Consider the following 12,211-nt stretch of genomic DNA (forward strand, 5'->3'; position numbering starts at 1 on the left):
CACTATGAACTACCTCTCCACCCGCGGCGCCGGAGCCGGCGAGCGCCACACCTTTTCGGACATCCTGCTGGGCGGTCTCGCGAAAGACGGCGGCCTGTATCTGCCCGCCGAATATCCGCGCGTCAGCGCCGACGAATTGGCGCGCTGGCGCACGCTGCCTTACGCGGATCTCGCCTTCGAGATCCTGTCGAAATTCAGCGACGACATTCCCGCCGAAGACCTGCGCGCACTCACGCGCAAGACCTACACGGCCGCGACGTACTGCAACGTGCGCGACGACGAAAGCGCCGCGCAGATCACGCCGCTGAAAACGCTGGGCGTCGAGAACGGCGCGCCGCTCGCGCTGCTGGAACTGTCGAACGGCCCGACGCTCGCCTTCAAGGACATGGCGATGCAGCTGATCGGCAACCTGTTCGAGTACGCGCTCGCGAAGCACGGCGAGACGTTGAACATTCTCGGCGCGACCTCGGGCGACACCGGCAGCGCCGCCGAATACGCGATGCGCGGCAAGCAGGGCATCCGCGTGTTCATGCTGTCGCCGCACAAGAAGATGAGCGCGTTCCAGACCGCGCAGATGTACAGCCTGCAGGACCCGAACATTTTCAATCTCGCGGTTGAAGGCGTGTTCGACGACGCGCAGGACATCGTCAAGGCGGTGTCGAACGATCATGCGTTCAAGGCGAAGTACAAGATCGGCACGGTCAATTCGATCAACTGGGCGCGTGTCGTCGCGCAGGTCGTGTACTACTTCAAGGGTTACTTCGCGGCGACGAAGTCGAACGACGAGCGCGTGTCGTTCACGGTGCCGTCGGGCAACTTCGGCAATGTCTGCGCGGGTCATATCGCGCGGATGATGGGTCTGCCGATCGAGAAGCTGGTCGTCGCGACGAATGAAAACGACGTGCTCGACGAGTTCTTCCGCACCGGCATCTACCGCGTGCGCAAGGCGGCCGAGACGTACCACACCAGCAGCCCGAGCATGGACATTTCAAAGGCGTCGAACTTCGAGCGCTTCGTGTTCGATCTGCTGGGCCGCGATCCGGCGCGGGTGCTGCAACTGTTCCGCGATGTCGAGGAAAAGGGCGGCTTCGATCTCGCGGCGAGCGGCGATTTTGCGCGCGTAGAGGAGTTCGGTTTCGTGTCGGGCCGCAGCAGCCACGACAGCCGCCTGGAGACGATCCGCGACGTGTTCGAGCGCTACGACACGATGATCGACACGCACACGGCCGACGGCCTGAAGGTGGCGCGCGAACATCTGCAACCGGGCATTCCGATGATCGTGCTGGAGACCGCGCAACCGATCAAGTTCGGCGAGACGATCCGCGAAGCGCTGTTGCGCGAGCCGGAGCGGCCGGCGGCGTTTTCGGGGCTGGAGTCGTTGCCGCAGCGCTTCGAAGTGTTGCCGGCCAATGCGCAGCGCGTGAAGGACTTTATCGTGGCGAACACGGTCGGGTGAGGCTGTTTTGCGCGCTGCGTGAGGCGGCGGCTCACGCAGCGCGGCTCGGGCGGCCTGCAGCGGCTGGACGCGGTTTGATGCGCTGCCGAGGCGCGCCGATCGAAGCCGCGCCGCGCAGACAGCCGTTCAGCCGCATGTGGACGGACCAGAAGGCCCGCAGCAAAAGAGGGCTTGCCGCACACTGCGCTGAGCGGGCTAAAAGAGCAAAACCCCCGCAGTCACACGAAGCAAAACCCCCGCGTCACGCCGGGCCGCCCAGGCCGACGGCATCGGCCGCTACAATGTTCTTTTAATCCGCAGCTTCGAAACCAGAGATGTCCACACCAACGCCCCGCGCTCCCATGCTCGCCACTGCCGAAGCGTTGGCGACCCTGCTTGGCGCCGCGAGCCCGATCGCCAGTACGGAATCCATTCCCACGCTGGACGCGCTGAACCGCGTGCTGTCGGCCGACGTCACGTCACCGCTCGACGTCCCGCCGATGAACACCAGCGCAATGGACGGATATGCGATCCGCACAGCGGACCTGGCGCGTGCGGGCGGCAGCCGGTTGCCGGTGTCGCAACGCATTCCGGCCGGCCACGCACCCGTGCCGCTGCTGCCCGGCACCGCGGCGCGCATCTTCACCGGCGCAACGGTGCCGCCCGGCGCCGACGCGATCGTGATGCAGGAGCAAACCGAAGCCTCCGGCGGCGAAGTCACGATCCTCCACACTCCGCAAGCCGGTGAATGGATCACGGCGCAAGGCGCGGATATCCGCAGCGGCTCGATCATTCTGCCGGCGGGCACTCGGCTTACGCCGCAGGCGCTGGGGCTCGCCGCATCGGTCGGCTGCGCGAAACTAGCGGTGCGCCGCCGCGTCAAGGTCGCGGTGTTTTTCACCGGCGACGAGCTGACGATGCCGGGCGAGCCGCTGAAACCGGGCGCGATTTACAACTCGAACCGCTTCACGCTGCGCGGGTTGCTGGAAAAGCTCGGCTGCGAAGTGACCGACTACGGCATCGTCGCCGACCAGCTCGACACGACCCGCGCGACGCTGCGTGAAGCCGCCGCCGGGCACGATCTGATCCTGACTTGCGGCGGCGTATCGGTCGGCGAGGAAGATCACGTGAAGCCCGCCGTTGAGGCGGAAGGGCGTCTGTCGATGTGGCAGATCGCGATGAAGCCGGGCAAGCCGCTCGCCTTCGGCGCGGTGCGGCGCGGGGCGGCGAATGCTGATGCCAATGCGGACGCAGCGGCAGCGGCATCGGCCGAAACGTTCTTCATAGGGCTGCCCGGCAACCCGGTTTCCAGCTTCGCCACCTTCCTGCTGTTCGTGCGTCCGTTCGTGCTGAGGCTCGCTGGCGCGCGGACGGTCGCGCCGCGCACGCTGTCGCTGCGCGCGGATTTCACCCAGAGCAAGGCCGACCGCCGCAACGAATTCCTGCGCGCGCGGCTGAACGAGGCAGGCGGCCTCGATCTGTTCCCGAATCAGAGTTCGGCCGTGCTGACCTCGACGGTCTGGGGCGACGGCCTGATCGACAATCCGCCGAACCATGCGATCCGCGCGGGCGAGACCGTGCGCTTCATTCCCTTTTCCGAACTGCTGAACTGAGGCCGGCTATGCATAGCAGGCCGGCGATATCCCGATGAAGATCGAACTCCGCTATTTTGCGAGCGTGCGCGAAGCGCTCAATCTGGCCGACGAAACCGTCGAGCTGCCCGACGGCATCGCGACCGTCGGCGACGTGCGCGCGTGGCTGCGCGTGCGCGGCGGAATCTGGGCCGACACGCTCGCCGAAGGCCGCGCGCTGCGCATGGCCTGCAACCACGTGATGACCGACGCCGGCACCCGGATCACGGACGGCTGCGAAGTCGCGTTCTTCCCGCCGGTCACTGGCGGCTAGGCGGCAACGCCGCCAGATCGTCACCAGGGAGCCGCCCATGCCCGTTCGCATTCAGACTGAAGACTTCGACCTCACAGCCGAAGTGGCCGCATTGCGCGCACGCAATCCGAAGATCGGCGCCATCGCCTGCTTTGTCGGCACCGTGCGCGATCTGAACGACGGCAGCAGCGTCGAGACGATGGAACTCGAGCATTATCCCGGCATGACCGAGAAGTCGCTGGAAGCGATCATCGCGAGCGCGCGCGAGCGCTGGCCGGGCATCGAGGTGCTGATCATCCATCGGGTCGGCAAGCTTTATCCGCTCGACCAGATCGTGCTGGTCGCGACCACGGCCGCGCATCGCGGCGACGCGTTCGCGTCGTGTGAGTTCGTGATGGATTATCTGAAGACCCAGGCGCCGTTCTGGAAGAAAGAGAAGACCGAGGCCGGCGAACGCTGGGTCGACGCCCGCGTCACGGACGACGCCGCGCTCGCCCGCTGGGGCATCGAATCGGGGAATCGCTCGCGGGAGTAGAGGCGGGTCAGGCCGCTATCGAAGCGGCGCGCGGCACTCGGCGTCAAGACGGCTGACGCGTGCGATGCTCCCGAACGAACCCAACACCCATTACTCGTCGCGCGCCCGTCCGATGATTCGTGCTGGAAACGGCTCGCCAGCCGGCCGTGTCGCGTGAGCCGACCCATCGTCATCGTGCGGGCGGCGCTTCGGTGCCACGCGCTCCAGCAGCGCCTGCTGCTCGGGCGGAATCTTGTAATCCCAGCCGAAGCGGCTCAATTGCAGGCTTTGCGCGATGCGCAGCGCCGGTTCCATGAAGCGCACCGCCGCAGCCGGCTGGTAGCGCGATTCGACCGTATCCAGAAACAGATACAGCCAGCGGCTGAAGTGCTGCGGCTCGACGCCTTCCAGCGGTTGATGCGCCTGCTGCACGTTGCCGCGGTACTGCTTCGCGCCCAGCACGAGAGAGCCCCAGAACGTGCACATCTTCGGCAGATGGTCGTCCCAGCGGCCGGCGAGCTTTGCTTCGAAGACCGGGCCGAGCAGCGCATCGGCGCGCACGCGATCGTAAAAGCCGTAGACGAGTTCGCGAATATTCGCTTCGGTGGGCTCGGCGGCGCGCTCGACGACCGCCGCGACGGGGAAGGAAGGATTCATGCAAATTCCAGATAAATGCGGCGCAAGGCGGCGTGTCCCGCGGCGCCCCAGCCGCGCGGAAACGGCCCTCAAATGCGTGCGATCGAAAAGAAGGCCGGGAATAACATGCTTTTCGCGTGAACTTGACGCAGGAAACGTTACCATTACTACCCGAACACCGGCGCGAACAGCAACGCCGCCCATCCGCGCAAGTTGGCAAACATGCGCGCTGGCTGCATCTTAGGGCGAAGCGGCGCGCCACGGCAACCCTAGCATCGACGCGGTTATCTCAGGGATCGCGGCTTGCGCTTATCGTGACCTGTATTTATGAGACTGACCGATTATACGGATTACTCACTACGCGTCCTGCTGTACCTCGCTGTGCGGGGCAATGGCCTGTCGACGATCCAGGATATTTCGCAGGCGTACGGGATATCCAAGAACCACTTGATGAAAGTCGTGCAGCAACTCGCCGAGCGCGGCTGGATCGAGACCGTGCGCGGGCGCAACGGCGGCCTGCGGTTCGCCGAACGATCTCGCGCGCTGACGGTGGGCGAGGTGGTTCGCGTAATGGAAAACGACTTCGCGCTGGTCGCCTGTCTGCCCGACCAGCACGGCGCGCACCGCTCCTGTGTGATCATGCCCGCGTGCCGTCTGCGCGAGGCGCTCGACGCTGCGGGCCAAGCCTTCCTCGCCCAACTCGACCGCTACACCATCGGCGAGGTCGCGCAGCCGCACGGCGCGCTGGCTTCGCTGCTCGGCCTGGGCGGCCCGGTGATCCCGATCGTGCCGGCCGCATCGGCACCGTCCGCGTGAATCGGGGCGCGGACGGTTCTTGCGCTCAAATGTTAAATACTTGCTGTTGAGCGCAAAAAAGCGCTTGAAACCTGAATAAAACGCCTCATTTTGGTGGTAATCGAAATTGGAGGTCTCTTGATGAGAATCGACAAACTCACCACTAAATTCCAGGAAGCACTGGCGGATGCGCAGAGTCTGGCCGTCGGCCATGACAATCAATACGTCGAACCGGTTCATGTGCTGTCGGCGCTCGTCGCGCAGCAGGATGGATCGGCGCGCTCGCTTTTGTCGCGCGCCGGCGTGCACGTTCAGGCGCTGCAAACCGCGCTCGGCGACGCGATGACGCGTCTGCCGCAGGTGCAGGGCACCGACGGCAACGTGCAGATCGGCCGCGAGCTGACCGGCTTGCTGAATCAGGCGGACAAGGAAGCGCAGAAGCTCAACGACACGTTCATCGCCAGCGAGATGTTCCTGCTCGCGGTCGCCGACGACAAGGGCGAAGCCGGACGCCTCGCGCGTCAGCATGGCTTGTCGCGCAAGTCGCTGGAAAGCGCGATTGCGGCGGTGCGCGGCGGCTCGCAGGTACATAGCCAGGACGCCGAAAGCCAGCGCGAGGCGCTCAAGAAGTACACCATCGACCTGACCGAGCGCGCGCGGGCCGGCAAGCTCGACCCGGTGATCGGCCGCGACGACGAAATCCGTCGTTCGATCCAGATACTGCAACGCCGCACCAAGAACAACCCGGTGCTGATCGGCGAACCGGGCGTGGGCAAGACCGCGATCGTCGAAGGGCTCGCGCAGCGCATCGTCAACGGCGAGGTGCCGGAAACGCTGAAGGGCAAGCGTGTGCTGTCGCTCGACATGGCCGCGTTGCTGGCCGGCGCGAAGTATCGCGGCGAGTTCGAAGAGCGGCTGAAGGCTGTCCTCAACGATATCGCGAAGGACGAAGGCCAGACCATTGTCTTCATCGACGAAATCCACACGATGGTCGGCGCGGGCAAGGCCGAAGGCGCGATGGACGCGGGCAACATGCTCAAGCCGGCGCTTTCGCGCGGCGAACTGCATTGCGTGGGCGCCACCACGCTCGACGAGTATCGCAAGTACATCGAGAAGGATGCCGCGCTCGAGCGCCGCTTCCAGAAGGTGCTGGTCGACGAACCGACGGTAGAGGCGACCATCGCGATCCTGCGCGGGTTGCAGGAAAGGTACGAACTGCATCATGGCGTCGACATCACCGACCCGGCCATCGTCGCCGCAGCGGAACTGTCGCATCGCTACATCACGGACCGCTTCCTGCCGGACAAGGCGATCGATCTGATCGACGAAGCCGCCTCGAAGATCAAGATGGAAATCGACTCGAAGCCGGAAGAGATGGACCGGCTCGACCGGCGTCTGATCCAGTTGAAGATCGAACGCGAAGCCGTGAAGAAGGAAAAGGACGAAGCGTCGCAAAAGCGTCTGCAACTGATCGAGGAGGAAATCGAGCGGCTGAATCGCGAATATTCGGACCTCGAAGAAATCTGGACCGCGGAAAAAGCCGCGGTGCAGGGCAGCGCGCAGTTGAAGGAAGAGATCGAGAAAACGCGTGCGGAAATCACGCGCCTGCAGCGTGAAGGCAAGCTGGAGAAGGTCGCCGAGCTGCAGTACGGCAAGCTGCCGGGTCTCGAAGCGCAGTTGAAGGAAGTGACGCGGGTCGAGGCTGAGGAGCAGAGCAATCCGCAGCGTCCACGGCTGTTGCGCACACGGGTCGGCGCGGAAGAGATCGCGGAAGTCGTGTCGCGTTCCACCGGCATTCCGGTGTCGCGGATGATGCAGGGCGAGCGCGAAAAGCTGCTGCAGATCGAAGCGAAACTGCACGACCGGGTGGTCGGTCAGGACGAGGCGATCAACGCGGTGGCCGACGCGATCCGCCGTTCGCGGGCGGGGTTGTCGGACCCGAACCGTCCGTATGGTTCGTTCCTGTTCCTCGGGCCGACCGGCGTTGGCAAGACCGAACTGTGCAAGGCGTTGGCGGCGTTCCTGTTCGATTCGGAAGATCATCTGATCCGTATCGACATGAGCGAATTCATGGAGAAGCACAGCGTCGCGCGTTTGATCGGTGCGCCGCCGGGCTACGTCGGTTACGAGGAAGGCGGTTATCTGACCGAGGCGGTGCGCCGCAAGCCGTATAGCGTGATCCTGCTCGACGAAATCGAGAAGGCGCACCCGGACGTGTTCAACGTGCTGCTACAGGTACTCGACGACGGCCGCATGACCGATGGCCAGGGACGTACCGTGGACTTCAAGAACACGGTGATCGTGATGACCTCGAACCTCGGTTCGCAGGTGATCCAGTCGATGGTCGGCGAGCCGCAGGAAGCGGTCAAGGACGCGGTCTGGGAAGAGGTGAAGCTGCACTTCCGGCCCGAGTTCCTGAACCGGATCGACGACGTCGTGGTGTTCCATGCGCTCGACCGTTCGAACATCCAGTCGATCGCGCGTATCCAACTGCAGCGTCTGCATGATCGGCTTGCGAAGCTCGACATGCAGCTGGTGGTGTCGGATGAGGCGCTCGAGCACGTCGGCAAGGTCGGCTACGATCCGCTGTTCGGCGCGCGGCCGTTGAAGCGCGCGATCCAGCAGGAGATCGAGAACCCGGTCGCCAAGCTGATCCTGGCCGGCAAGTTCGGTCCGAAGGATGTGATTCCGGTGGAAGTGGAAGACGGCACGCTGGTGTTCGACCGCGTCGTGCATTAAGCAAAACGCGTGTTCGGCGGCGCAAAGCGGCGGTAGTCGAGCTGCTTTCCCGCCGGCGATAATAAGCGGCAACGGAAAAGCGGTAACGAAGGTGTCTTCGTTACCGCTTTTTTTCGTGTCCGCGACGCCGCCCGGATTCGGCTGCCCGCGTCGTTAAGCGTTGCCGTTCTTGCCGAACAGCGCCGACAGGCCGCCGAGCGCGCCGAGCACAGTGGTCGCGTTCAGCTTGCCCTCGGCCGGCACTTCACCTTCCGGCGTCGCCGCATTGACGACGTGCGGCAGGATCTGCGACAGCAGGCCGATCACCTGATCTGGCTGCACGCCGGCTTTTGCCGCGAGGTTCGTGACGGTCTCCGAGCCGAGCACGCTGCGCAGCGCATCGGGCGCGATCGGCTGGTTCTCGCCGTTGCTGACCCACGACGACACGACGTCGCCGAGGCCCTTTTCCTTGAAGCGGTCGATCAGGCCATTCAGGCCGCCCGGCTGGCTATTGACGAATTCGAGTGCGGCTGCGACAAGCGCTTGCTGGCCGCCGCCTTCGGGCGATTTGCCAAGCATGGAACCAATGGTGTCGAGTAGGCTCATGACGGTCTCTCTTGAATGCCGGCACGTTCTTGACGGGCCGGCGGGTGAAAACGCCGCGCGGTTGCGCGGCGTAGTGGGAAGGCGGGCGGGCCGCTTCGATATGGGCATGGCGCGAGGCTCATGCGTGTATCGATCAAGCTCCGCGATGCCGTCGCCCGCCCCGTTGTGCGTCGTTGATGCGTCTGCTTAGGTGTCCGCTTATGCGCCAGAAGCTGCGGCGGCCGAAGCGGCCTTGCTCTTCTTCGCCTTCTTCGAAGCTTGGGCGCCGGACGCGTCGGCGGGCGCATTCGCCGCGGGCGCTGCCGCCGGTGCGGAAGCCGCCGCCGCCTCGGAGGCCGCGGCCTTGCTCTTCTTCTTCGACTTCGACGCTTTGGTGCCCGACGCTTCGGCGGGCGCAGCCGTGCTCGTTGTCGTGGCCGGCGCCGCGGTGGTCGCCGCGGGCGCGGCCGCCGGCGCCCCCTTGGTGCCCGCGGTGCTGCTGGACTTGGCGGCGGTCTTGGCGCCGCTCGGCGGCGCCGACGAGCCGTTGATCGTCAGGCCGGCCGCTTCGAGATTGGTGACCGATTTGGTGCCGATGCCCTTGACGCGGGCGGCGAGATCGTCGGCATCCTTGAAGGGGCCATTCTTGGCGCGTTCGTCGATGATCGCCTTTGCGTGCGCCGGCCCAATGCCCTTGACCGATTCGAGCGCCGCCTGATCGGCGGAATTCACTTCGACGGCAGCCGCAAATCCGGCCGACAACGACAAAGCCAAAGCAACGCAAAGCATTAAAAGCTTCTTCAGCATGGCAAGCACTCCATTGAGGGCAAAAAAGTAAGCCGGGAACGGACGACGCATCCTGTCAGCACGCGCAGCGGTTAAGCATAGAACAATTCACGCGCCCTTATTTGCGAACGCCGACGATTTATACCGATCGATTAGTGACAAGTAAATCAACGTGGACACTATTTAAACCTTTTTGCATCGCGATTAGGCTCTGGCGAGTTTATCCGTCCATATGGCGCGCCATAAAGAATGACAACGCAGACAAATGACAACGACGAGTGCTTGACTTAGAGTGCACTCGAAGTCCTAACCTGAGTCCGTCATGTCGAATCTCCCAACTGCACTCACCATCGGTCAGGTCGCCGAAACGATCGGCGTCTCGACGCATACGCTGCGCTATTACGAACAGGCCGGGCTGATTCGCCCGGTGGGGCGCACGCAGGCGGGGCATCGCCTGTATTCGCCCGCCGATCTCGACTGGCTGCTGTTCGTGATGCGTCTGAAAGCGACCGGCATGCCGATCGCCGGGATGCAGGCTTTCGCAACGCTGCGCGCGCAAGGCCAGCCAACGATGGGCACGCGCCGCGACTTGCTGATGGCGCACCGGGATGCGGTTTTGGCGCGCATCGCCGAGTTGCAGAACAACCTCGGCGTGATCGTCGACAAGATCGCGTACTACGAAAAAGCGGCGCAGCAGAACGCCCACGCGGGAAATCCGGCACGACAGAAAGACGCAAGCTCAACGCATTCACATTCGGACAAGGACTCACCATGGACTATGCACACAACGATCGCTACACCCGAGGCTGGGACAAACTGAAGGAGATCGACGGCTCGGCCGGCGAACAGGTGATCACCGCGCTCGCGCCAATCGCGCCGGATTTCGGCCGATTGCTGATCGAATTTGGCTTCGGCGATATTTACAGCCGGCCGCAGCTCGATCTGCGCGCGCGCGAAATCGCCACCATTGCGTCGCTCGCGACGCTGGGCTGCGCGCAACCCCAGTTGAAGGTGCATATCGAGGCAGCGTTGAATGTCGGCTGCACGCGCGAGGAGATCGTCGAGGTGTTCATGCAGATGGCGCTGTATGCGGGTTTTCCGGCGGCCCTGAATGCGCTGTTCGCCGCGCGAGAGATGTTTGGGCGGCACGATCGGGCGGCGCAGATGGCGCAGCGGGACAGGGCAGGCGAGGTGGCGGAGGAGGCGCTCGTAGGTTGATGGTCGTGTGGCAACGCGGCGGCCTTGTGGCGCCGCTTTTTCCTCCCGCTTCAATGCAACTAACAGTCTATCATTGAGGGACACCACGAAGGGGCGTGCGTGGTGACACCCAGTAAGCTGTTTGGCAGGAACGGGGCAATGCCAAATTATTGTGGTCAGGCAAGCCAACACCATGGCCAATCAGGAAGTCAGCCAGGCAGTCCGGCAGTCCGGCAAGTAGCGGCCAAGCGGGCCGACCGCCAGCCCTAACCTGCCGACCCTCACCCCGCCGAATCCACCGACACCGCCGCACCGCCGCGCAAATACCGCTTGCTCACCAACCGCCAGTACATCAGCAGACCAAGTCCGGCAATCGCCAGACTCGCGGTATTCGCGACCCAGAAGCCGCGCGCGCCGGTCAGCCATTGAGGCGTGAGGCCGCTCACATCGAAGCCGAGCAGATAGCCGCCGCCCAGTCCGACGCCCCACAGCGCCACCGCATAGATGACGGTCGGCACGACCGCCACCCTATACGCGCGCAGCACGAACGCGGTGGTGATCTGCAACGCGTCGAACAGGTGATAGCCCACGACGATCAGCACCAGCGGCATCGCCGCCGCCACGACCTGCGCATTCGGCGTATAGCCTTCGATGATGTACGGCCGCAGCACCAGCACGATCGCGCCATAACAGCAGGCGATCGCGACCGCCATCAAGATGCCGTGACGCGACAGCGTACGCGCCGCCTCCGGACGATGCGCGCCGAGCGCCTGCGCGACCAGTGTCGAAGAAGCGATACCGATCGACAGCGGCGTCATGTACAGCACCGCGCCGATGTTGCCGGCGATCTGATGTCCGGCGAGGGTCGTCGTGCCGAAGCGCGCGATGAACAGCGCCATGAACGTATAGGACGTGACTTCGATCAGATACGACAGGCCCATCGGAATGCCGAGCCGCAACTGCGCGGCCTGGCGGCGCCATACCGGCCAGCAGAAATGCGCGAAGATCGCGAACGGCCTGAAGACGTCGACGCGCGTCAGCAGCACCATACCGAGCACCGCCAGAGCCCAGTTGATCGAGGTACTGGCAAGCGCGCACCCCGGACCGCCGAGCGCCGGCACGCCCAATCCGCCGAAGATGAACCACGTGTTGAGGGGAACCTTGAGCAGCAGCGCGCCGATCTGCAGGATCATCACGAGCCGCGGTTTGCCGACCGAATTGGTGACCGAACTATAGACGCGAAACGCGAGGCCGGCAGGCAGGCCGAAGGCCAGAATCCGCAGATACGCTACCGTGCGTTCATGCAGCGCGTCGGGCACGCGCGCAAGATGTAGCACGGGTCCGGGGAAAAACAGAATCAGGAAGCCGATCACGGTCAGCACGAGCGTGAGCCACAGCGACTGCCGCACCTCCTCGCCGATCTCGGCGTAGTGGCGCGCGCCGTAGAGCTGCGCGGCGATCGGCTGCAGTGCGGTTAGAATGCCGGTCAGGCCGATATAGACGGAGATATAGATCGACGAACCGAGGCCGAGCGCGGCCAGATCGACCGCAGAATATCGGCCGACCATCGCCGTGTCGATCACGCCGAAGGCGATGATCGCCAGCTGGCCGATCAATACGGGCCACGCCAGCGCGGCGATTTTCCGTACGTCGGCGAACAT

Annotated in this window: 12 protein-coding genes; 8 read left to right on the top strand and 4 right to left on the bottom strand. The window is 64.3% G+C overall.

The window, feature by feature from the left end; translation table 11 throughout:
• Window positions 1-4 precede the first annotated feature (4 nt).
• From thrC to moaE, 4 genes are all read left to right on the top strand, one after another.
• Window positions 5-1,456, top strand: coding sequence for a threonine synthase (thrC, locus tag PQR02_RS14265; protein ID WP_408231445.1), 1,452 nt, complete (start codon window positions 5-7; stop codon window positions 1,454-1,456).
• A gap of 341 nt (window positions 1,457-1,797) precedes the next feature.
• Window positions 1,798-3,048: a molybdopterin molybdotransferase MoeA gene (locus PQR02_RS14270; RefSeq protein WP_408231447.1), complete on the top strand. Its 1,251-nt coding sequence runs from the start codon at window positions 1,798-1,800 to the stop codon at window positions 3,046-3,048.
• A 34-nt stretch (window positions 3,049-3,082) separates the two neighbouring features.
• Window positions 3,083-3,340, top strand: a complete 258-nt coding sequence (gene moaD / locus PQR02_RS14275) for a molybdopterin converting factor subunit 1 (RefSeq protein ID WP_408231450.1) — start codon at window positions 3,083-3,085, stop codon at window positions 3,338-3,340.
• 37 nt (window positions 3,341-3,377) lie between these two features.
• On the top strand, window positions 3,378-3,854 hold the full coding sequence (gene moaE / locus PQR02_RS14280; RefSeq protein WP_408231453.1) for a molybdopterin synthase catalytic subunit MoaE: 477 nt from the start codon (window positions 3,378-3,380) through the stop codon (window positions 3,852-3,854).
• Between the two features lie 90 nt (window positions 3,855-3,944).
• On the opposite strand, the gene PQR02_RS14285 is transcribed toward moaE, so the two are convergent.
• Window positions 3,945-4,490: a group III truncated hemoglobin gene (locus PQR02_RS14285; RefSeq protein ID WP_408231456.1), complete on the bottom strand. Its 546-nt coding sequence runs from the start codon at window positions 4,488-4,490 to the stop codon at window positions 3,945-3,947.
• A gap of 306 nt (window positions 4,491-4,796) precedes the next feature.
• On the opposite strand from PQR02_RS14285, the gene PQR02_RS14290 reads away from it, so the two are divergent.
• Together PQR02_RS14290 and clpB are read left to right on the top strand one after the other, a co-directional pair.
• Window positions 4,797-5,285, top strand: coding sequence for an Rrf2 family transcriptional regulator (locus PQR02_RS14290; protein WP_408231459.1), 489 nt, complete (start codon window positions 4,797-4,799; stop codon window positions 5,283-5,285).
• Window positions 5,286-5,405: 120 nt separating this feature from the next.
• Window positions 5,406-8,003, top strand: coding sequence for an ATP-dependent chaperone ClpB (clpB, locus tag PQR02_RS14295; RefSeq protein WP_408231462.1), 2,598 nt, complete (start codon window positions 5,406-5,408; stop codon window positions 8,001-8,003).
• 153 nt (window positions 8,004-8,156) lie between these two features.
• Here the strand turns inward: clpB and PQR02_RS14300 are convergent, their stop codons facing one another.
• Both PQR02_RS14300 and PQR02_RS14305 read right to left on the bottom strand, forming a co-directional pair.
• Window positions 8,157-8,696, bottom strand: coding sequence for a YidB family protein (locus PQR02_RS14300; RefSeq protein WP_408231465.1), 540 nt, complete (start codon window positions 8,694-8,696; stop codon window positions 8,157-8,159).
• 90 nt (window positions 8,697-8,786) lie between these two features.
• Window positions 8,787-9,374 (bottom strand): ComEA family DNA-binding protein, encoded by a 588-nt coding sequence (locus PQR02_RS14305; protein WP_408231468.1) that lies wholly within the window; start codon window positions 9,372-9,374, stop codon window positions 8,787-8,789.
• Between the two features lie 301 nt (window positions 9,375-9,675).
• Here PQR02_RS14305 and PQR02_RS14310 point away from each other — a divergent pair, with 301 nt between their 5' ends.
• Both PQR02_RS14310 and PQR02_RS14315 read left to right on the top strand, forming a co-directional pair.
• Window positions 9,676-10,173, top strand: coding sequence for a MerR family transcriptional regulator (locus PQR02_RS14310; protein ID WP_408231471.1), 498 nt, complete (start codon window positions 9,676-9,678; stop codon window positions 10,171-10,173).
• Window positions 10,125-10,571, top strand: a complete 447-nt coding sequence (locus tag PQR02_RS14315) for a carboxymuconolactone decarboxylase family protein (protein WP_408231474.1) — start codon at window positions 10,125-10,127, stop codon at window positions 10,569-10,571. The genes PQR02_RS14310 and PQR02_RS14315 overlap by 49 nt, the downstream gene beginning before the upstream one ends.
• 260 nt (window positions 10,572-10,831) lie before the next feature.
• Here the strand turns inward: PQR02_RS14315 and PQR02_RS14320 are convergent, their stop codons facing one another.
• Window positions 10,832-12,211 carry an MATE family efflux transporter gene (locus PQR02_RS14320; RefSeq protein WP_408231477.1) on the bottom strand — a complete coding sequence of 460 codons (1,380 nt, stop codon included), beginning with the start codon at window positions 12,209-12,211 and terminating at the stop codon, window positions 10,832-10,834.

Source organism: Paraburkholderia sediminicola, assembly GCF_046026895.1.
Classification (GTDB): Bacteria; Pseudomonadota; Gammaproteobacteria; order Burkholderiales; family Burkholderiaceae; genus Paraburkholderia; species Paraburkholderia sediminicola_C.

What these genes read in the sequence shown, in the direction of transcription:
- thrC (WP_408231445.1), top strand. Translation starts at nt 5, where the DNA reads ATGAACTACCTCTCCACCCGCGGCGCCGGAGCCGGCGAGCGCCACACC.
- PQR02_RS14300 (WP_408231465.1), bottom strand. Translation starts at nt 8,696, where the DNA reads ATGCCCATATCGAAGCGGCCCGCCCGCCTTCCCACTACGCCGCGCAAC.
- clpB (WP_408231462.1), top strand. Translation starts at nt 5,406, where the DNA reads ATGAGAATCGACAAACTCACCACTAAATTCCAGGAAGCACTGGCGGAT.
- PQR02_RS14315 (WP_408231474.1), top strand. Translation starts at nt 10,125, where the DNA reads ATGGACTATGCACACAACGATCGCTACACCCGAGGCTGGGACAAACTG.
- PQR02_RS14285 (WP_408231456.1), bottom strand. Translation starts at nt 4,490, where the DNA reads ATGAATCCTTCCTTCCCCGTCGCGGCGGTCGTCGAGCGCGCCGCCGAG.
- PQR02_RS14305 (WP_408231468.1), bottom strand. Translation starts at nt 9,374, where the DNA reads ATGCTGAAGAAGCTTTTAATGCTTTGCGTTGCTTTGGCTTTGTCGTTG.
- moaD (WP_408231450.1), top strand. Translation starts at nt 3,083, where the DNA reads ATGAAGATCGAACTCCGCTATTTTGCGAGCGTGCGCGAAGCGCTCAAT.
- PQR02_RS14290 (WP_408231459.1), top strand. Translation starts at nt 4,797, where the DNA reads ATGAGACTGACCGATTATACGGATTACTCACTACGCGTCCTGCTGTAC.
- PQR02_RS14310 (WP_408231471.1), top strand. Translation starts at nt 9,676, where the DNA reads ATGTCGAATCTCCCAACTGCACTCACCATCGGTCAGGTCGCCGAAACG.
- PQR02_RS14270 (WP_408231447.1), top strand. Translation starts at nt 1,798, where the DNA reads ATGCTCGCCACTGCCGAAGCGTTGGCGACCCTGCTTGGCGCCGCGAGC.
- PQR02_RS14320 (WP_408231477.1), bottom strand. Translation starts at nt 12,211, where the DNA reads ATGTTCGCCGACGTACGGAAAATCGCCGCGCTGGCGTGGCCCGTATTG.
- moaE (WP_408231453.1), top strand. Translation starts at nt 3,378, where the DNA reads ATGCCCGTTCGCATTCAGACTGAAGACTTCGACCTCACAGCCGAAGTG.